Origin of the sequence: Microbacterium sp. LEMMJ01, from assembly GCF_002114135.1 — a bacterium.
GTDB lineage: Bacteria > Actinomycetota > Actinomycetes > Actinomycetales > Microbacteriaceae > Microbacterium.
In genome coordinates this window covers 23,858-42,857 of sequence record NZ_NCTV01000036.1, presented here as the reverse complement: position 1 = coordinate 42,857, position 19,000 = coordinate 23,858, and the positions used below count along the sequence as shown (strand labels likewise).

The 19,000-nt window shown below is 69.5% G+C and carries 22 protein-coding genes and 2 tRNA genes; 12 read left to right on the top strand and 12 right to left on the bottom strand.

Translation table 11 applies throughout. The annotated features are described in order from the left end of the window. Window positions 1-5 precede the first annotated feature (5 nt). The 3 genes from B7W94_RS15110 to B7W94_RS15100 are packed head-to-tail and all read right to left on the bottom strand — an operon-like array spanning window position 6 to window position 2,709. Window positions 6-1,004 carry an Fpg/Nei family DNA glycosylase gene (locus tag B7W94_RS15110; protein WP_025103401.1) on the bottom strand — a complete coding sequence of 333 codons (999 nt, stop codon included), beginning with the start codon at window positions 1,002-1,004 and terminating at the stop codon, window positions 6-8. Window position 1,005: 1 nt separating this feature from the next. Next, on the bottom strand, window positions 1,006-1,491 hold the full coding sequence (locus B7W94_RS15105; RefSeq protein WP_025103400.1) for a ribose-5-phosphate isomerase: 486 nt from the start codon (window positions 1,489-1,491) through the stop codon (window positions 1,006-1,008). A gap of 33 nt (window positions 1,492-1,524) precedes the next feature. Continuing rightward, window positions 1,525-2,709, bottom strand: a complete 1,185-nt coding sequence (locus B7W94_RS15100; protein WP_025103399.1) for a ferrochelatase — start codon at window positions 2,707-2,709, stop codon at window positions 1,525-1,527. Between the two features lie 170 nt (window positions 2,710-2,879). Here B7W94_RS15100 and pepN point away from each other — a divergent pair, with 170 nt between their 5' ends. From pepN to B7W94_RS15080, 4 genes are all read left to right on the top strand, one after another. Further along, entirely contained in the window at window positions 2,880-5,432 is a 2,553-nt protein-coding gene (gene pepN, locus B7W94_RS15095) for an aminopeptidase N (protein ID WP_085607457.1), read from the top strand. Between the two features lie 81 nt (window positions 5,433-5,513). Next, the gene (locus B7W94_RS15090; protein ID WP_085607455.1) at window positions 5,514-6,590 is read left to right on the top strand and encodes a mechanosensitive ion channel family protein; all 1,077 of its coding nucleotides are present in this window, start codon (window positions 5,514-5,516) and stop codon (window positions 6,588-6,590) included. Next, window positions 6,587-7,036, top strand: a complete 450-nt coding sequence (locus B7W94_RS15085; protein ID WP_085607453.1) for a globin — start codon at window positions 6,587-6,589, stop codon at window positions 7,034-7,036. The genes B7W94_RS15090 and B7W94_RS15085 overlap by 4 nt, the downstream gene beginning before the upstream one ends. Further along, the gene (locus tag B7W94_RS15080) at window positions 7,033-8,697 is read left to right on the top strand and encodes an FAD-binding dehydrogenase (protein WP_085607451.1); all 1,665 of its coding nucleotides are present in this window, start codon (window positions 7,033-7,035) and stop codon (window positions 8,695-8,697) included. Before B7W94_RS15085 ends, B7W94_RS15080 begins: the two co-directional genes overlap by 4 nt. 31 nt (window positions 8,698-8,728) lie before the next feature. On the opposite strand, the gene B7W94_RS15075 is transcribed toward B7W94_RS15080, so the two are convergent. Then, window positions 8,729-9,394, bottom strand: a complete 666-nt coding sequence (locus B7W94_RS15075) for a hypothetical protein (RefSeq protein WP_025103394.1) — start codon at window positions 9,392-9,394, stop codon at window positions 8,729-8,731. 50 nt (window positions 9,395-9,444) lie between these two features. Here B7W94_RS15075 and B7W94_RS15070 point away from each other — a divergent pair, with 50 nt between their 5' ends. Next, window positions 9,445-10,332, top strand: coding sequence for an acyl-CoA thioesterase (locus B7W94_RS15070; protein ID WP_085607449.1), 888 nt, complete (start codon window positions 9,445-9,447; stop codon window positions 10,330-10,332). Window positions 10,333-10,340: 8 nt separating this feature from the next. Here the strand turns inward: B7W94_RS15070 and B7W94_RS15065 are convergent, their stop codons facing one another. The 4 genes from B7W94_RS15065 to B7W94_RS15050 form a co-directional block, all read right to left on the bottom strand. Further along, a complete protein-coding gene (locus tag B7W94_RS15065) occupies window positions 10,341-10,829 on the bottom strand; it encodes an acyl-CoA thioesterase (protein WP_025103392.1) in 489 nt (162 codons plus the stop codon). Between the two features lie 7 nt (window positions 10,830-10,836). Further along, window positions 10,837-12,516 carry an energy-dependent translational throttle protein EttA gene (gene ettA, locus B7W94_RS15060; protein ID WP_025103391.1) on the bottom strand — a complete coding sequence of 560 codons (1,680 nt, stop codon included), beginning with the start codon at window positions 12,514-12,516 and terminating at the stop codon, window positions 10,837-10,839. A gap of 80 nt (window positions 12,517-12,596) precedes the next feature. Next, a complete protein-coding gene (locus tag B7W94_RS18160; RefSeq protein ID WP_025103390.1) occupies window positions 12,597-13,082 on the bottom strand; it encodes a DUF6993 domain-containing protein in 486 nt (161 codons plus the stop codon). Window positions 13,083-13,091: 9 nt separating this feature from the next. After that, window positions 13,092-13,547: a single-stranded DNA-binding protein gene (locus B7W94_RS15050; protein WP_025103389.1), complete on the bottom strand. Its 456-nt coding sequence runs from the start codon at window positions 13,545-13,547 to the stop codon at window positions 13,092-13,094. Window positions 13,548-13,753: 206 nt separating this feature from the next. On the opposite strand from B7W94_RS15050, the gene B7W94_RS15045 reads away from it, so the two are divergent. After that, a complete protein-coding gene (locus B7W94_RS15045; RefSeq protein ID WP_025103388.1) occupies window positions 13,754-14,026 on the top strand; it encodes a hypothetical protein in 273 nt (90 codons plus the stop codon). 26 nt (window positions 14,027-14,052) lie between these two features. On the opposite strand, the gene B7W94_RS15040 is transcribed toward B7W94_RS15045, so the two are convergent. Next, window positions 14,053-14,128: transfer RNA gene (locus tag B7W94_RS15040), tRNA-Arg, on the bottom strand. Between the two features lie 61 nt (window positions 14,129-14,189). Here B7W94_RS15040 and orn point away from each other — a divergent pair. From orn to B7W94_RS15010, 6 genes are all read left to right on the top strand, one after another. Further along, entirely contained in the window at window positions 14,190-14,816 is a 627-nt protein-coding gene (gene orn, locus B7W94_RS15035; RefSeq protein WP_025103387.1) for an oligoribonuclease, read from the top strand. A gap of 36 nt (window positions 14,817-14,852) precedes the next feature. Beyond that, window positions 14,853-14,928 (top strand) — tRNA-His (locus B7W94_RS15030). Between the two features lie 68 nt (window positions 14,929-14,996). Next, window positions 14,997-15,626, top strand: coding sequence for a LysE family transporter (locus tag B7W94_RS15025; RefSeq protein ID WP_085607447.1), 630 nt, complete (start codon window positions 14,997-14,999; stop codon window positions 15,624-15,626). Between the two features lie 33 nt (window positions 15,627-15,659). Then, a complete protein-coding gene (locus tag B7W94_RS15020) occupies window positions 15,660-16,007 on the top strand; it encodes a metallopeptidase family protein (RefSeq protein WP_025103385.1) in 348 nt (115 codons plus the stop codon). Next, entirely contained in the window at window positions 15,998-16,297 is a 300-nt protein-coding gene (gene clpS, locus B7W94_RS15015) for an ATP-dependent Clp protease adapter ClpS (RefSeq protein WP_025103384.1), read from the top strand. The genes B7W94_RS15020 and clpS overlap by 10 nt, the downstream gene beginning before the upstream one ends. Beyond that, window positions 16,294-16,791 (top strand): DUF2017 family protein, encoded by a 498-nt coding sequence (locus B7W94_RS15010; protein ID WP_085607445.1) that lies wholly within the window; start codon window positions 16,294-16,296, stop codon window positions 16,789-16,791. The genes clpS and B7W94_RS15010 overlap by 4 nt, the downstream gene beginning before the upstream one ends. Before the next feature lie 6 nt (window positions 16,792-16,797). Here B7W94_RS15010 and B7W94_RS15005 read toward each other — a convergent pair whose 3' ends face one another. The 3 genes from B7W94_RS15005 to B7W94_RS14995 are packed head-to-tail and all read right to left on the bottom strand — an operon-like array spanning window position 16,798 to window position 18,974. Continuing rightward, window positions 16,798-17,379, bottom strand: a complete 582-nt coding sequence (locus tag B7W94_RS15005; protein WP_085607443.1) for a hypothetical protein — start codon at window positions 17,377-17,379, stop codon at window positions 16,798-16,800. Next, window positions 17,363-17,680: a hypothetical protein gene (locus tag B7W94_RS15000; RefSeq protein WP_071328758.1), complete on the bottom strand. Its 318-nt coding sequence runs from the start codon at window positions 17,678-17,680 to the stop codon at window positions 17,363-17,365. The genes B7W94_RS15005 and B7W94_RS15000 overlap by 17 nt, the downstream gene beginning before the upstream one ends. A gap of 37 nt (window positions 17,681-17,717) precedes the next feature. Continuing rightward, window positions 17,718-18,974 carry a DNA polymerase IV gene (locus B7W94_RS14995; RefSeq protein ID WP_085607441.1) on the bottom strand — a complete coding sequence of 419 codons (1,257 nt, stop codon included), beginning with the start codon at window positions 18,972-18,974 and terminating at the stop codon, window positions 17,718-17,720. Window positions 18,975-19,000: the final 26 nt, after the last annotated feature.

The window sequence follows — 19,000 nt, the reverse complement described above, 5'->3', positions numbered from 1 at the left end:
CGCCCTCAGGCCTGACAGCGCGGGCACCAGTACAGCTTGCGGGCGCCGATCTCCTCCAGCGCGATCTCGGTCCCGCAGACCCGGCACGGCAGGCCGGCCCGGTGGTAGACCCAGTGACGATCGTCGCGGCTCGCCATCGCGGCGCGGTACTGCTCGGGAGACAGCCCGTCCATGGTCATCATCTGACCCGTCTCCACGCCGATGGCCAGCAGTCGCACCCAGTCATGCCAGAGCGCCCTGACGACATCCTCCGGGACGTCGCGGCCGGGCGTGTGCGGGTTCAGCCGCTGCCGGTAGAGCATCTCGGCGCGGTACACGTTGCCGATGCCGCTGACGACCGCCTGGTCCATCAGCAGCAGCGCGATCGGGGTCGGCTTCTTCCGCACGGCGCGGACGAACCGCTCCTCGTTCTCCGCCGGATCGCCGACGAGCGGATCGGGACCGAGCTTGGCCACCGTCGCCAGCATCTCCTCGGGAGTCTGCAACACGCAGGCGGTGGGACCGCGCAGGTCGGCCACCGTGATGTCGGTCATGAGGCGCAGCCGCACCTGACCCACCACGGGCGGCGGCCATTCGTCGACCTCGTCGGTCAGCCCCTTGGTCTGCTCGGACATCCGCACGTGGACCCTGGCGCGCCGCGGCGCCCCGATCGAGGCGAGGGAGTTCTCCCCCGCGTCGTCGAGGATCGCCTCGTCGAGAGTGGTGCCGCGCTGATTGGTCTGGCCCATCCTGCCGTTGGCCGACGCGATGGTGGGGTCGACGAGGATCTCCCCCGCGAAATCCCAGGCACCGTAGAGACCGAGATGCACGCGCAGCCAGAGGTCACCCTCCGCCTCGAGGAACATCTGCTTGCCCACGGCCTGCACGCTCACGGCCTGGCGTCCGTCGAGCACCGCGGCGCCCTCGGCGAAGCGTCCCTGCGGGCTGGAGGCGCTCATCGTCTTGCCGACGAAGTTGCGATCGAACTGCCGCGCGATGCGGTGGACGGAATGTCCCTCGGGCATGTCAGGCTCGGGGGTCCGGGAGGAGCGAGCCGTCGCGCTCGAAGTCGGCGATCTGTCCGATGCGCCGGACGTGCCGCTCGTCGCCGGAGAACGGCGTGGCGATGAACCGGTCGATGAACGCCGTGACCTCGTCGTAGGTGTGCTGACGAGCTCCGATGGAGATGACGTTCGCGTCGTTGTGCTCCCGCGCGAGCTCGGCCGTGGAGAGGTTCCAGACGAGCGCTGCGCGGACCCCGGCGACCTTGTTCGCGGCGATCTGCTCGCCGTTGCCCGAGCCCCCGAAGACGACCCCGAGCGCCGGCACCCCTGTCGCCTGATCGACGACGACGGCCTGCGCCGCCCGGATGCAGAAGGCCGGGTAGTCGTCGAGCGCGTCGTACTCCACCGGACCGTGGTCGATCACCTCGTGCCCCGCGGCGCGGAGATGCTCCTGCAGCTGGGTCGAGAACTCGAGTCCGGCGTGATCGGTGGCGATGTGGATGCGCATGTTCTCCATCCTAGGATCCGCTCCGTCCGCGACTCAGGGGGCGATGCCGGCAGCCGCGGGCTTGAACCCCGCGCGCACGTTCTCGCAGCACCCGGGACGGCAGACGTCGAACGCACCGGGCAGATCGGTGACGTGCGGACGCTCCGCGTTCGGGCGACCCTGCAGGCGCTCCTCGATGAGGTCGACGATGCCCTCGACGAAAGCCTCGCGGACACCGGGCGTCGGCGTGCGGACGAAGGCGAGGCCCGCCTCCTCCGCGGCCTCGGCGGCCTCGGTGTCGAGATCCCAGAGGACCTCCATGTGGTCGCTCATGAAGCCGACGGGGACCACGATGACCGCCTTGCGACCGCGCGCCGGGAGCTCCGCGATCACGTCGCAGACGTCGGGCTCCAGCCAGGGCTGCGACGCGGGGCCGGAACGCGACTGGTAGACCAGCTCCCAGGGCACGTCGGCGGCTCCCGGGACGGCGGCCCGCACCTGCTCCATCGTCCATTCCGACACGGCGAGGTGCTGGGCGGCGTAGGCCCCGCCCTCGCCCCAGTCGATGTCGCGGGCGCCGGAGCGCTCGGCGTCGGCGGTCGGGATGCTGTGCGTGGAGAAGAGGACCTGGATCTCGGTCGGCGCGAACCCCTGGTCGAGGTAGCCCTGCACCGACTCCCGCACGCCCGCCTCGAAGGCCTCGACGAAGCCGGGGTGGTCGTAGAAGGGACGGATCTTGTCGATGGTGACCGTCTCGCCGAGGCCGGTGTCGGTCAGCACGCGGGCGAAGTCCTCGCGGTACTGGCGGCAACTGGAGAACGAACTGTAGGCGCTCGTTGCGAAGGCGAGGAGGGTGGTGTGGCCGTTGGCCGACGCCTCGGGGAGCACGTCCTCGAGGTACGGACCCCAGTTGCGGTTGCCCCAGTACACCGGGAGGTCGATCCCCCGGGCCACGAGCGCCTTCTCCAGCGCCTCCTTGAGCACGCGGTTCTGGCCGTTGATCGGGCTCACGCCGCCGAAGTGACGGTAGTGGTGCGCGACCTCCTCCAGCCGCTCGTCCGGGATGCCCCGACCACGCGTCACGTTCCGGAGGAAGGGGATCACGTCCTCCTGGCCCTCCGGGCCGCCGAAGCTCGCCAAGAGGATGGCGTCGTAGGCGACGGGCGTGGTCACATAGGGGTCGCCGCCGGCAGCGGCGGGCGAGGCAAAGGGAACGACATTCGGCTCGATCGCGGTCACCCCTCCATCTTCCCATCTCCGCGGACGACGAGCGTCCGCACGACCGTGACTATCCCCGGTTCGTGAGGATCGACGGCGCGCGCGTCGCTCTGGCGTAGGCTGTCATGGTTGCCGTCGGCGCCAACTGCGCCGACCCCCGGTTACATCCCCTCACCCCTGGGAGTACAGCTTTGCCTGGAGAGAACCTCACCCGAATCGAAGCGCAGGAGCGCCGCGACGTCGTCGACACGCACTCCTATGAGGTCGCCCTCGATCTGACCAAGGGCGCCGAGGTCTTCGGCTCCCGGAGCGTCGTGCGCTTCTCCGCGTCCCCCGACAGCTTCACCTTCATCGACCTCATCGCCCGCGACGTGCGCGAGATCTCGCTCAACGGAGAGCAGCTCGACCCGCGCGAGGTCTTCGCCGACTCCCGGATCGCACTCGCCGGGCTGCAGGAGGAGAACGTCCTCGTCGTCGACGCCGACTGCCTGTACACCAACACCGGCGAGGGTCTGCACCGCTTCGTCGACCCGGTGGACGGCGAGGTGTACCTCTACTCGCAGTTCGAGGTGCCCGACTCCCGTCGCGTGTTCGCCGTCTTCGAGCAGCCCGACCTCAAGGCCACCTTCCAGTTCACGGTGACCGCCCCTGCGGAGTGGAAGGTCGTCTCCAACTCCCCCACCCCGGAGCCCATCGTCCACGACGACGGGGTCTCGGCCACCTGGGGCTTCGAGCCCACGCCCCGGATCTCCTCCTACATCACGGCCCTCGTCGCCGGACCGTACGAGGCCACCTTCTCGGAGCTCACCAGCGCCTCGGGCCGCGTGATCCCGCTCGGCGTCTACGGACGCAAGAGCCTCTGGCAGCACCTGGACGCCGACTACATCTTCGACAAGACCCGTGAGGGCTTCGCCTACTTCGAGTCGAAGTTCGGCGTGCCGTACCCGTTCGCCAAGTACGACCAGCTCTTCGTGCCCGAGTTCAACGCCGGCGCGATGGAGAACGCGGGAGCGGTGACGTTCACCGAGACGTATGTCTTCCGCAGCAAGGTCACCGACGCCGTCAAGGAGCGTCGCGTCGTGACGATCCTGCACGAGCTCGCCCACATGTGGTTCGGCGATCTCGTCACCATGAAGTGGTGGAACGACCTCTGGCTCAACGAGTCGTTCGCGGAGTGGGCGTCCACCATCGCGACGGCCGAGGCGACCGAGTGGACCGAGGCCTGGACCACCTTCAACGCGATGGAGAAGACCTGGGCCTACCGCCAGGACCAGCTCCCCTCCACGCACCCGATCGTCGCCGAGATCAACGACCTCGAGGACGTGCAGGTCAACTTCGACGGCATCACCTACGCCAAGGGCGGCTCGGTCCTCAAGCAGCTCGCCGCGTGGGTCGGCATCGAGGCGTTCTTCGCCGGTGTCTCGCAGTACTTCCAGAAGCACTCCTGGGGCAACACCGAGCTCAGCGACCTCCTGACGGAGCTGGAGGCCACGAGCGGCCGCGATCTCGGCACCTGGTCGAAGAAGTGGCTGGAGACGGCCGGTGTGAACACCCTCGAGCCCGTCGTGGCCGAGGACGACAACGGCAGGATCTCGCGCTTCGCCATCACCCAGACGGCTCCGGCCGACTACCCGACCATCCGTCCGCACCGTCTCGGCATCGGCTTCTACTGGCTGCAGGACGGCGCGCTCACGCGCACCCATCACATCGAGGTCGACGTGGACGGCGACCGCACCGAGGTCCCCGAACTCCAGGGCCTCGACCGTCCCGACCTCATCCTCCTCAACGACGACGACCTCGCGTACGCGAAGATCCGTCTCGACGAGAAGTCGCTCGCGACCGCGATCGCCCACCTCGCCGACATCCACGATCCCCTCGCCCGCTCGCTCGTCTGGGGAGCAGCCTGGGACCAGACCCGCGACGCGGAGACGGCGGCGTCCGACTACATCGACCTCGTTCTCGGCAACATCGGCCGGGAGACCGAGTCCACCACGGTCCGCACCACCCTCGCTCAGCTGCGCACGGCCGCGACCCTGTACGTCGCCCCGGCGGAGCGCGAAGCGGCACGGCTGAAGGTGGCGGATGGCCTCTGGGCACTCGCCGAGTCGGCGGAGGCCGGCAGCGACAGCCAGCTCCAGTTCGTCACCGCCTTCGCGAACAACCTGGTGACACCGGAGCACGCCGGCATCGTCGGGCGTCTGCGCTCGGGTGAGGAGACGCTCCCCGGGCTCGACGTGGACGCCGACCTGAGCTGGCAGCTCCTCGTCGGCCTCGCGACGATCGGTGCGACCGACGCCGGGGCCATCGACGCCGCGCTCGCCGCCGACAACACCGCGAAGGGTGCGGAGTTCGCCGCGCAGGCGCGCGCCGCTCTTCCGGACGCGGCCGCGAAGCAGGAGGCCTGGGATGCGCTGATCGCGCGCGACGACGCCCCGAACACGATCGTCCGCTCGGCGGCGCTCGGCTTCGTCCACCCGGCGGGTGCGGAGGTGCTGGGCGCCTTCGTGCCGCAGTACTTCGACATGCTCCTGCCGGTGTGGGAGTCGCGGACCTACCAGATCGCGCAGTACCTGATCGTCGGGCTCTTCCCCACCGCTCTCGCCGACGTCGCGCTGCGCGACGCGACGCGGGGCTGGCTCTCCGAGCACCAGGACGCGCCGCCCGCTCTGCGCCGTCTCGTGCTGGAGAACCTCGCGGACGTGGAGCGCGCCCTCGCCGCGCAGTCCCGCGACGCCGAGGACTGACCCTCCACCGCCGACACCGACACGGGCCTCTGCCGCCGCTCTTCCAGCCGGCGCAGAGGCCCTCTCGGTACCATCGAGACGATGCTGATTTCCGCTGACACGACCCCCACGCCGACGCCCGCCGAACTCCCCGCGTGGGTGGTGGACATGCTCGCGCTGCTCACCAAGGTCGGCGGCAAGCTCCTGCAGATCGCCCTGATCATCGGCGCCTGCGTCCTCATCGCGCTCGTACTGCGCCGGGTGATCAGGCGGGTCGTGCACCGCATCGTCGACACCGCCAAGAACAAGGCCGCCGTCGACGACACCCAGGCACTCGAACGCTCCCCGCTGGCCGACATGCGACTGGTCCAGCGCACACGCACACTCGGCACCATCCTGCAGAACATCGTCAACGTGATGCTCGTGATCATCGCGATCATCCTCATCGTCAACGCGATCGACAATGCTCTCCTCGGATCGCTCACCCTTCTCACGGCGGCGGTCGGTGCCGGCCTCGGTTTCGGGGCCCAGAACATCGTCAAAGACGTGCTGAACGGGATCTTCCTCGTCGCCGAGGACCAGATCGGCATCGGCGACGTCGTCGACCTCGGGCTCGCGAGCGGCGTCGTCGAGTACGTGAGTGTGCGCGTGACCCAGGTGCGGGACGTGAACGGGACCCTCTGGTACGTGCGCAACGGAGAGGTCACCCGGATCGGGAACATGTCGCAGGGCTGGGCACGTGCCATCGTCGACATCGGTGTGGCACCCGATTCCGACCTCAACCAGGTCGAGCACATCCTGCTGGAGACGGCGCAGGGCCTGGCGAAGGACCCGAAGTGGCGCACGCGCATCGTCGAGAAGCCGGAGCTGTGGGGCTTGGAGTCGGTGGACGGCGACGCCCTCGTGGTGCGCGCCGTCATCAAGACCAGGGCGAACGCGCGCGACGACGTGGCGCAGGAGCTCCGACGTCGCCTCCGAGCCGCTCTGCTGGAGAAGGAGATCGACGTGCCGCGTCTCGCGGACGTCGTGCCCACCGGATTGGAGGGTGCGCGCCGCGTCCGGGGCGCCAACCCGCCGAAGACGCGCCCCAACGCCGTCACCGGGGTGCCCGTGATCCCGGATCGCGGCATCTGGCGGCGCAAGAAGAACACCGGCGGCGACGGGAGTGCAGACAAGTGACGTTCTACGACGAGGTCGGCGGGCGCGAGACGTTCGCGAAGATCGTCTCGGTGTTCTATCGCGAAGTGGCCCTCGACCCCGTGCTCAAGCCGATGTATCCGGAGGATGACCTCGGTCCGGCCGAGGAGCGCCTGCTCCTGTTCCTCGAGCAGTACTGGGGCGGCCCGAGCACCTACGGCGAGACCCGCGGCCATCCCCGCCTGCGGATGCGTCACATGCCCTTCCGGGTCGACCCCGACGCCCGGGATCGTTGGCTTCGTCATATGCGCACGGCCGTGGACGAGGCGCAGTTGTCCCCGTTGCACGAAACCACTCTCTGGGACTACCTGGAGCGCGCCGCCTATGCCATGGTGAACACATTCGAGCCGTCCGGCATCGGCACGGCACCCCAGGGGCGCACGACCCTGGAGACCCGCTCCCGTCAGGAATCAACGGAGACCCCATGACGACCACACCCCCGACCGCAGACGTCCTGGTGATCGGTTGGGGGTTGGCCGGTCTCGTCGCCGCCGCGGAAGCCCTCGAGGCCGGACGTCGGGTCGTCATCGTGGACCAGGAACCCCGGACGAACCTGGGCGGGCAGGCGTGGTGGTCCTTCGGCGGGCTGTTCCTCGTGGACTCTCCGGAACAGCGCCGCCTCGGCATCACCGACTCGCTCGAGCTCGCGACCCAGGACTGGTTCGGCACCGCCGGGTTCGACCGCCCCGAGGACGAGTGGCCCCGGCGCTGGGCAGAGGCCTATCTGCAGTTCGCGGCCGGCGAGAAGCGCTCGTGGCTCCGCGCCCGCGGCGTCGGCTTCTTCCCTGTGGTCGGCTGGGCCGAGCGGGGCGGCTACGGCGCCCTCGGTCCGGGGAACTCGGTCCCTCGCTTCCACATCACCTGGGGCACCGGGCCGGGGATCGTCACCCCGTTCGCGGCCGCCGTCGAGCAGGGAGAGCGCGAGGGACGGCTCACCGTCCTCGCCAGACACCGCGTCGAGGAACTCGTCCTCACCGGCGGGCGCGTGACCGGTGCCCGCGGGAGCGTGCTGGCGTCGGACGGTGCCGCCCGGGGCGTCGCCTCGTCCCGAGACGTGATCGGCGCGTTCGAGATCGACGCGACGGCGACGATCGTGGCCTCCGGGGGCATCGGCGGAAACCATGACCTCGTCCGCGCGGCCTGGCCCTCGCGCCTCGGCACTCCCCCGGCGCACATGCTCTCCGGCGTGCCCGCCTATGTCGACGGCTCGATGCAGACCGTGAGCGTCGCCGCCGGGGCGCGCCTCATCAACGGCGACCGGATGTGGCACTACGTGGAGGGCATCACGAACTGGGACCCGGTGTGGCCGCAGCACGGCATCCGCATTCTGCCCGGGCCCTCGTCGCTGTGGCTCGACGCGACCGGACGCCGGCTCCCCGTTCCGCTCTTCCCCGGCTTCGACACCCTCGGCACGCTCGAGCACCTGCGGCGGACGGGTCACGACCACTCCTGGTTCGTGACCTCGCGGCAGATCGTGGAGAAGGAGTTCGCGCTGTCCGGCAGCGAGCAGAACCCGGATCTCACCGGCAAGGACGTGGCCTTGCTCCTCAAGTCCCGCCTCGCGAAAGGGCCGACCGGACCCGTGCAGTCGTTTCTCGACGAGGGCGAGGACTTCATCGTCGAGAACGACCTGGAGTCCTTGCTGGAGCAGATGGCGGCCCACCCCGGGGGCGAGCTCCTGGACATCGAGGCCGTGCGCCGCGAGGTGGTCGCCCGCGACCGGGAGATGGCCAACGACTTCAGCAAGGACCCGCAGATCGGCATGCTGCGCTCGATGCGGGCCTATCGCGGTGACAAGCTCATCCGCACCGCGGCCCCGCATCGGCTCCAGGACCCCGCCGCCGGGCCGCTGATCGCGGTCAAGCTGCACGTGCTCACCAGGAAGTCCCTCGGGGGGATCAACACGGATCTCGACGGTCGCGCCCTGGATGGAAGCGGCGCGCCGATTCCGGGTCTCTTCGCCGCGGGCGAGGCCAGCGGCTTCGGCGGCGGTGGCGCGCACGGCTACCGAGCCCTGGAGGGCACGTTCCTCGGCGGGTGCCTGTTCTCCGGCCGTCAGGCCGGACGCGCAGCGGCTGCCCTCGGCTGATCCGGAGCTGCCCGCCGGTCCCGTGGTCCCGTCAGGCGCGGGTGCCGGTGGCTCGCACGCTGGTCAGCCCGGAGGCCACGGGACCGCGGGCGAGCACGTGGCCGCGGCGGAACGCGAGCCGCGTCCAACGACCGGAACGCGTCACGGGCACGTCCTCTTCGCCGGAGATGAAGCCGAGCGCGTCGGCCGCGAAAGCGACGCCGCGCGGCAGGCCGCCGAGGTCGTCGTCCGGCTCGCCCCAGATCGCCGCGCGGAGCGCACGCACCGCCTCTTCGCCGGATCCCGGTCCCGCGCCGTGCGCGACCGCGGAGATGCCCCACTGCGCGCGCTGCGCGATGACGGAGGCGGGAAGGGTCGACTCCAGCGCCCACCCCTGTCGTGGGGGCGCGACACCGGCCCACGCGGGCGAGAGAGCGGTCTCCGGCAGAGCGAGGCGCTGCGGGTCGTCCGTCGACCTCAGGGCGTCGATCACGAGGTCGCACTCGAGTTCCGGGTCGGCACGGACGATGCGCATGGCAAGGATCGTCGGCGTCTGATCGAAGAGCCCCTGAGGCGCGAGGACCGCCGTGGTGAGCGCCAGGACGCCCTGATGAGCCTGGAGACGCACACCCTCGTCGGACACCCGGGCCGCGCGGCCCGTGAACGTGAGGACATCCTTCGCCGTGTCCGGATCGGCGAGCAGGAGCTGAGGGGTCACGCGTTCTAAACTACCAACGAGCGGCGACCCCGGGCCGCGGAGGGGAACACATGAGCGCCGACGAGCACGCCATCCAGACCGTGGAGCGTCTTCTCGACGTCCTCGACCTCGACGCCACCCAGGCGCGGACCACCGAGGACATCTTCACGGGCTCGTCGCACCCGATGCCGAGCGGCCGCATCTACGGCGGACAGGTGCTCGCGCAGACCCTCGTGGCCGCGGAGCGCACGCTTCCGGAGGACCGCGCCGTCCACTCGATGCACGGCTACTTCCTCCGTCCCGGCGATGCGAGCCAGGGGATCACCATCGCCGTCGACCGGATCCACGACGGACGTTCGTTCTCCACCCGCCGCACCCAGGCGTACCAGAACGGCGTGCCGATCTTCTCGATGATCGCCTCGTTCCAGGATGCCGACCCCGGGGTGGAGCACGCGGAGCCCATGCCCGCCGGTGTGCCCGTCCCGGAAGACCTCGCCCCCGATGAGGACCGTGTGCCCGCACTCGCCGGAGGTGCGCGACGCATGCTGAGCGAGCGTGCGGCCGACATCCGCCACGTCGACTCCCCCCTCTATCTGCCGAACGATGACGAACGGGTCCCCCGGCAGGCGGTGTGGATGCGACTGCGCGCCCCGCTCCCCGACGACCAGCGGCTGCATCGTGCCGCCCTGGCCTACCTCAGCGACATGACGATCCAGGAGTCGATCCTGCGCGCTCACGGGGTCTCCTGGTCACTTCCCGGCCTGAAGGTCGCGAGCCTGGACCACGCGATGTGGTGGCACCGCCCGGCGCGCGTGGACGAGTGGCTCCTCTATGTGCAGGAGTCGCCGAGCGCCCGCGGCGGTCGCGGTCTGGCCACGGGGCGCGTGTACACCCGAGAGGGCACGCTCGTGGCGAGCGTCGCTCAGGAGATCATGATCCGGGTTCCCGAGGATCGCTGACGCTGCGCTCAGCGGTGTGCGTACTCGATGGAGGGACCGACGTACGGCTCCCACGCCTCGCGCATCTCCGCCGTCAGGCGTGTCGGCCGTCCCGTGCCCGCGTCGACGAGCACGATGATGGCCGTGGATCGCGCGTAGAGCTCACGCGGCTCGGCGGCCGGGTCGTTGTGCACCTCGTAGCAGACCTCGACGCTGGACCCGCCGAGCTTCCCGAACCACATCTGCACCTCGAGCGGGCGCCGCTGGTACGGAACCGGAGCGAGGTACTCGATCTCCTGCCGCGCGATGAGCGTCAGGATGCCCTCCTCGATCCCGGAGTCGAGGACGGCGGTGGACGGCGCCTCCTCGCCGGGTCCCGCACGCCAGAACGCGCGGACGCGCGCCTCCTCGAGCAGCTTGAGCATCGAGGTGTTGTTGACGTGGTTGAACGCATCCAGATCGCCCCAACGGAGGTGGATCGGGATGTGCAGGCGGGAACCCGGCGAGTCGGTGCTCATGGCCGCCTCAGTCGCGGGTGAGCTTGCGGTGCGTCGACCGGTGGGGCTTCGCCGCATCCGGGCCGAGACGCTCGATCTTGTTCTGCTCGTAGGCCTCGAAGTTGCCCTCGAACCAGTACCACTGGTCGGGCTTCTCGTCCGTGCCCTCGTAGGCGAGGATGTGCGTCGCGATCCGGTCGAGGAACCACCGGTCGTGGGTGATGACCACCGCACAGCCGGGGAACTCGAGCAGCGCGTTCTCCAGGGAGCTCAGCGTCTCGACGTCGAGGTCGTTGGTCGGCTCGTCGAGGAGGAGCAGGTTGCCACCCTCCTTGAGGGTGAGCGCGAGGTTCAGACGGTTGCGCTCACCACCGGAGAGCACGCCGGCCTTCTTCTGCTGGTCCGGGCCCTTGAACCCGAACTTCGAGACGTAGGCACGGGACGGGATCTCGGTCTTGCCGACCGTGATGAAGTCCAGGCCGTCGGAGACGACCTCCCACAGGGTCTTGTTCGGGTCGATCGACGACCGCGACTGGTCGACGTAGCTGATCTTGACGGTCTCGCCGATCTTGAGGTCGCCGCCGTCCAGCGGCTCCAGCCCGACGATGGTCTTGAACAGGGTCGTCTTTCCGACGCCGTTCGGGCCGATGACGCCGACGATGCCGTTCGGCGGAAGGCTGAAGCTCAGGCCGTCGATGAGCGAGCGGCCGTCGAAGCCCTTCTTGAGGTTCTTGGCCTCGATGACGACGTTGCCGAGTCGAGGACCGGCGGGGATCTGGATCTCCTCGAAGTCCAGCTTCCTGGTGCGCTCCGCCTCGGCCGCCATCTCCTCGTACCGGGCCAGACGCGCCTTCGACTTCGTCTGACGGCCCTTCGCGCTGGAGCGGACCCAGTCGAGCTCGTCCTTCAGGCGCTTGGCGAGCTTGGCATCCTTCTTGCCCTGGATGTCGAGGCGCTCCGCCTTCTTCTCCAGGTACGTCGAGTAGTTTCCCTCGTAGCCGATGAGGCGTCCGCGGTCGACCTCGGCGATCCACTCGGCCACGTGGTCGAGGAAGTACCGGTCGTGGGTGATGGCGATCACGGCGCCCTTGTACGACTGGAGGTGCTGCTCGAGCCAGAGCACGCTCTCCGCGTCGAGGTGGTTGGTGGGCTCGTCGAGGAGCAGCAGGTCGGGCTTCTGCAGCAGCAGCTTGGCCAGCGCCACACGGCGCTTCTCACCACCGGAGAGCGGAGCGATGGCCGCGTCGCCGGGCGGGGTGCGGAGGGCGTCCATCGCCTGCTCGAGCTGGGAATCGAGGTCCCAGCCGTCCGCCGCGTCGATCTCCTCCTGCAGCGTCCCCATCTCCGCGAGGAGCGCGTCGAAGTCGGCGTCCGGATCGGCCATCAGCGCGGAGATCTCGTTGAACCGGTCGACCTTGGCCTTGATGGCGATGCCGTCCTGGATGTTCTCGAGGACCGTCTTCGACTCGTCGAGCTCCGGCTCCTGCATGAGGATGCCGACGGAGTACCCCGGCGAGAGCTTGGCCTCACCGTTGGACGGGGTGTCGAGCCCGGCCATGATCTTGAGGATCGTCGACTTTCCGGCGCCGTTGGGGCCGACCATGCCGATCTTCGCGCCCGGCAGGAACGCCATCGTGACGTCGTCCAGGATGAGCTTCTCACCCACCGCCTTGCGGGCACGAACCATGGAGTAGATGTACTCAGCCACCGAAAACCGCTCCTTCTGTTGGCGTCGAAGATCGACACTCCAGCCTACCGGCCGCGAGTGGGCTTATCTGTGTACGCGAGTCACCAGTCGATCGGCCGCGTCGCGCCCACCAGGCACCGCCCGCCGGCGAGCTGGGGCATGACCGTGGTCACGACGGCACCGGTGGAGGGACCGACCTGTCCGATCAGGCACTCCTCCTCGCCCCAGCGGACCGAGAACTGGATGCTCTCCGCCGGGTTCCCGACCGTGGACTGGTCCGGCGTGAGCTGCATGGCGTCCCGATCGAATCCCGCCGCGACGAGACCGTCGACGTACGCGCGCCCCTCCCCGCGTTGCTCCGTCCCCCAGACCTGCTCCGCCACCGCCGTGAAGACGGGGAGGTTGTCCTCGGCGCTCCCGTCCGGCACCAGAGCAGGAGCGGCGGACGGTGTCGGATCAGCGGTGGCTGTCGCCGTGGGAGTCGGCGTCGCCGTGGGCTCCGGCGCGCATCCGGCGAGGACGGCGGCCGAGACACCGGCGACGAGCACGAGCGCCGCAGCGCGGGACGGGAGGACCGATCGGAGCACGAGCAGAGTCTAGGCCGCCTCGGTCTCTGCAGGCTGATCCCACGCGTCGTGCGCCTCGTCATCCACCGTCGAGAGATCAGCGCTCTCCCCCGCCTCCCCGGATGACGGCCGGGAGCTCGGCCGATATGCCGTGGTCCCCCACCGCAGATCGTGTCCGATGGTGTCCGCGTCGATGTCGACGCTCGTCCCCTGCTTGCCGTTGCTCTCCCATGGGCGCACCCGGAGTCGCCCGGAGACGATGACGCTGTCGCCCACTCGCAGCGATGCCCGCGCGTGCTCCGCCAGCCGTCGGAAGGCGGCGATCGAGAACCAGTTGGTCCCCGCATCCACCCAGGTCCCGCTCGCCGGGTCGAAGCGCCGGTGCGTGCTCGCCAGCCGGAAGTTCGTGACGGGCACTCCGGCGCTCGTCCGCCCGGGGGTGGGGTCCGTCGCGACTCTGCCCACGATGGTCACGGTGTCGATCATGTGTTCGTCCTCTCGGTGCCGGCTCGGCGGCCGGATGACCTCCAGCGTGCACCGCGCCGATGGGTGCGCGAGGGCGCGATCGCGCGTTCTGTGGAAGCTCGACAGCGGAGACGGTCCGTGCAGAAGAGGCCCGGTCACCGCCGCATATCGACGCCCGGACGAATGTCGGTGGCCGGTCGTATGTTCGAACCATGGAAGGAGAGACCATGACCGCCACCACCACCTCGACCCCCGCTCCCGGAGTCCCGCTTGCAGCCCCGCCGCTCGCGTCCCGTCGAGAGCACCTCGTCCGTGCCGCCGATCACCTGTGGCGTGTCCAGGACAGCCGCGAGCATGTCCTCGGTCACCTCCGCGCGGTGGCCGATCCCCTCGGCGTCCGCTACCGTGCGGAGCGGCTCCATCTGGCGACGGGCGGCTTCCGGCTGATCGGCGAGTTCTGGCGCGCAGACGACGCGGTCGACGCGCTGCGGCACTGCTGAGAGCCGTCGATGTGACGGGCGATCAGTGGCGCCCCCGGCAGGATTCGAACCTGCGACCAAGAGATTAGAAGGCTCCTGCTCTATCCCCTGAGCTACGGAGGCGGACGTCTCTACCGTACCGCGCCCCGCGGGTCGATGTCGGGGCCGTCGATAGGATGGCGACATGGTGACTGCTTCGGAGAACGACCGCCTCGTCTGGATCGACTGCGAGATGACGGGGCTCGATCTCGCCGTCGACGAGCTCGTCGAGATCGCGGTGGTGGTCACCGACTTCGAGCTCCGTCCGCTCGACCCCGGATTCCAGGTCGTCATCCGTCCGAGCGCGGACGCGCTCGCGAACATGAACGACTTCGTCACCGCCATGCACGAGACCTCGGGGCTCATCGACGAGATCCCGCACGGGGTCACCCTCGAGGAGGCGGAGGAGCAGACGCTGGCGTACATCCGCCGCTTCGTCCCCCTCGAGCGCCGCGCGCCTCTCGCCGGCAACACGATCGGCACCGACCGGATGTTCCTCGCGAAGTACATGCCTCAGGTCGACCAGTGGCTCCACTACCGGAACGTCGATGTCTCCAGCATCAAGGAGCTCTCCCGCCGCTGGTACCCCCGCGTGTTCTTCCAGGCTCCGGCGAAGGACGGCGGCCACCGCGCGTTGGCCGACATCCTGGAGTCGATCCGCGAGCTCCGCTACTACCGGGAGGCCGTCTTCGTGGACGAGCCGGGTCCCTCCAGCGACGACGCCAAGGAGATCGCCGCGCGCACGGTGTCAGAGTTCGCTCCGAACATGTAATAGACTCGTGGGGTTGCCTGTTTCGACGGGCGCATGGTGGGTATAGCTCAGTTGGTAGAGCGCCTGGTTGTGGTCCAGGAGGTCGCGGGTTCAAGCCCCGTTACTCACCCCAGCTCGAAGAGGCTCGGACCGGTTCGGTCCGAGCCTCTTCGCCTGTCACGCGGGCCCTAGACTGTCCTGGTGTCACTGGCGGTCTGGTTCTCTCTTCTCACCGCATCCGTGGTGATCAGCTTCACGCCGGGGGCCGGCGCGATCAACACGATGTCCAACTCCCTCACGCAGGGCTGGAAGCGCTCGATCTGGGGAATCATCGGCCAGCAGATTGCGCTCATCGTGCATGTCGTGATCGTGGCTGCCGGCGTCGGGCTCCTCGTCTCGCGCTCGGACGTCCTGTTCAACCTCATCCGATACGCCGGCGCCGCCTACCTGGTGTACCTCGGCATCCGTTTGATCCTGACCCGCCCCGCTCCGGCGCTCGATGACGCGCCGGATCCCGTGGATGCTCGGGAGAGCCACTGGTCGATGATGCGCCGAGGCTTCTGGGTCAACCTGCTGAATCCCAAGGCGATCGTCTTCTTCCTCGCGTTCATCCCGCAGTTCATCCGGCTGGACCAGCCTCCGCTCCCCCAGTACCTGGCCCTCGTCGCGACCGTCGTGGTCGTCGACGTGCTCGTCATGTGGGGATTCTTCGCCACGGCCGCACGCCCCTTCCGCCGCCTCACCCGCTCTCCGCACGGCCAGCGGATCCTCAACACCGTGTTCGGAAGCCTCTTCATCGGCGTCGCGGCGCTGCTCGTCCTCCTGCACTGAGGAACCCGTCGCCGTCCCCGTAGGCTGGAGGGGATGGACATGGACGCCGCGGCCTTCGAGGCCCTCGTGATCGACGAACTCGACCAGCTGCCCGACGAGATGGTCGAGCAGCTCGAGAACGTCGTCTTCGTGGTGGAGGATCGTCCCGAGGACGGCAGCCTCGATCTGCTCGGCCTGTATGACGGCCTCGCGTTGCCGGAGCGCACGCAGTACGGGATGGGTGAGCTGCCCGATCGCATCATCGTCTACCGGGAACCGCATCTCGCGCAGTGCGAGGACATCGACGAACTCCGCGACGAGATCCACACCACCCTCGTCCACGAGATCGCGCACTTCCATGGCATCGACGACGCCCACCTGCACGAGCTCGGATGGGCCTGACCGTGTCGACTGCTCTTCCCGAGATCGATGAAGCCACCGATCTCTCCGCTGCGCCCCTGGAGCCCTGGGAGGTCGTCGTGTGGAACGATCCGGTGAATCTGATGAGCTACGTCGTCCGTGTCTTCCGCACCTACTTCGGCTACACCCGCGAGCATGCCACCCGCCTCATGCTCGCCGTCCACCACGACGGACACGCGATCGTCGCCACCGGACCCCGCGAGACCATGGAGGTGCACGCACAGGCGATGCACGACTACGGGCTCTGGGCCACCGTCAGGAAGGCCGCATGAACACCCCACCGATCACCGTCTCGGTCGCCACGATCGAGGGCATGCACCTGGCCCGGCTCGTCGATGACTTCATGGACCTGCTCCGGGATTCCGAAGGCGACGACCCGGGCGTGGCCCGGTTGACGCCGACCGCCTATCCGGACGACGACGACGCCGCGGCGGCGTTCGCCTCGGCCACCCGCGCGGACCTCCTGGACCGACGGCTGCACGACGCGCGGGTCATGCGCACGGCGCTGCAGGTGTTCGACCCCGACGCCGAGGTGACCGATGAGGGCGCCCGCGTTCCCCGCGACGTCGTCGTACGCCGTGAGGACGTGGACGCGTGGCTCCGCACCCTCACCGCCATCCGGCTCGTCATCGCCACGCGGCTCGGCATCACCGACGACGAACCCGACGTCGGCGGTGACGGCCAGGCCGTCTACGACTGGCTGGGATACCGTCTCGAGCTGCTCATCGAAGCCGTGGACGAGAGCGACGCCCACTTCCTCCGCTGAGCGGAATCACGGGACCTCGATCACGCGAGTGGCGAGTTCCCTCGGACGGTCTCGCTCGAGGTGACGGCGCTCCTGCGCCGCCCACCGGTCCCAGTGCGGGCGGTAGGTGTCGCCATCCCGCGCCAGCGCACGGGCCTTCCGCGATGACTCGCCGGACTCCACCCAGATCCGGATGTCGGCCAGGCGTGCCGTCGAGGGTCGCAGGATCCCGCTGCCCTCGACGATGACGCCGAGGGCCGGATCGACGGCGTGGGTCTCCGCCTCCTCGCCGTGCTCCCAGTCCCAGCGACGCCACGCCCCGAGAAGCCCGCGTCCGTGGGGACGGAGGATGCCCTCGAGCGCGCGCTCCGCCCCGTCGTCGAGGCCGTCCCAGCCGGGATAGAGGGAGTCCAACGCGATGACCTGCACGCGTCCGCTGACCGGCCAGGCTCGCGCCACGCGCGCGGCCAGAGAGGTCTTGCCTGCGCCGCTCCCCCCGTCGATCAGCACGACGGGGTTGGAGGCCGCGAGTGCGCGGACGTCTTCCGCGATCAGCGTCGCCGCGTGCGAGAGCGCCGCTGCGACCGCGTCGTCACTTCTTGAGGGCACGGATGATGCGCGTGAGGGCCCGACCGGTGACCCAGACGAAGGGCACGGCCACGACGAGGAGCGTCACGATGTTCGGCTCGAAGCGCAGGCCCTCCTCGCGCCGGACGTAGACGCCCACCGGCACCGAGACGCCGCCACCTCCGCCGCCTTCTCCGCCGTCCCCGCTGGCTCCGCCGAAGCCCGCGTAGGTGAACGCCACCGGAGTGACGGTGACGCCATCGATCTCCTGCGGTTCTCCGTACGCGCTCTTCACGCCGAAGGACGCGACCTGATTCCCGAGTTCCAGTGCAATGTTCGGCATGTTCCCACGGTAGCCGACGGCGGCCTGCGGCGCGCGGTCAATCGACGCCGTGGTCCTTCGGATGCCGCGCGGCGCCCCGTCCTTCACCGCGTCCGATGTGGCGCGCCCTGCTGATCGTCGCCGAACCGAACCGCGCCATGGCCTCGTCGACGGCCCCTTCGACCTTGCGCCAGTCCTCGTCCTCGTCCCACAGCGCCAGCGCGCCACCTCCCGCCGGCCGGAGGTTCTCCGCCCGGACACCCACGAGGCGGACCGGATCTCGACGCTCGACGAGCGCGAACAGGCTCTGGGCCGCCTCGCCGATGCGCTGGCCGACCGCGGTCGGCTCCGGCAACGTCTGGGAGCGGGTGACGGTCCGGAAGTCGTCGAAGCGGATCTTGATCGCGACCGTGGAGGTCTCCCACCCGGCCCGGCGCAGGCGCGCGCCCACGCGATCGGCCAGCCGCAGCAGCTCCGCGCGGAGGAAGGCACGATCCGCGACGTCGTGGTCGAAGGTCTCCTCGTGTCCGATGCTCTTCTCCACGCGCTCCGTGTCGACCGCACGCGCGTCCTCCCCCCGCGCCAGCTGCGCGAGCCTCGCGCTCAGCGCCGGCCCCACGGCGCGGTCCAGCATCTCGGGCGATGCGGTGCGGAGGTCGCCGATCGTGCGGAGGCCGCGGGCCTCCAGGGCCTCCGCCGCCTTCGGCCCCACGCCCCACAGCGCTCGCACGGGGCGCGGCGCGAGGAAGGCGAGAGTGTCGTGTTCCGCGACCACGAGCATCCCGTCCGGCTTGGCCATCGTCGACGCCATCTTCGCCACATGCTTGGTCGCGGCCACGCCCACGCTGCACGTGATGCCGACCTCGGCGAGGACGCGCTCACGAATCTGGGCCGCGATCCGGGCGGGGCTCCCCCAGAGCCGGCGCACACCCTGTACGTCGAGGAACGCCTCGTCCACCGACAGCGGCTCCACGAGCGGCGTGAACGACTCGAAGATCGCCATCACCTGCCGCGAGACCTCTTGGTACCGGTGGAAGTGCGGCGGGACGATCCGTGCCGTCGGGCACAGCCGCACGGCCTGCGACACGGGCATCGCGGAGCGCACGCCGTAGCGCCGTGCCTCGTAGGAGGCGCTGGAGACCACGGAGCGGCCATCCGGAGCCCCGATGATCAGCGGCAGTCCGCGGAGACTCGGGTCGTCCAGCACTTCGACGGCCGCATAGAACGCGTCCATGTCGACGTGGAGGATGCGCGTACCGGAGTCGTCGGCATCGGCCGAGGACACCATGCGGCCTCTGCCATCACCGTGTCCCATGAATCCATTGTCCCCTGGGCCTCCGA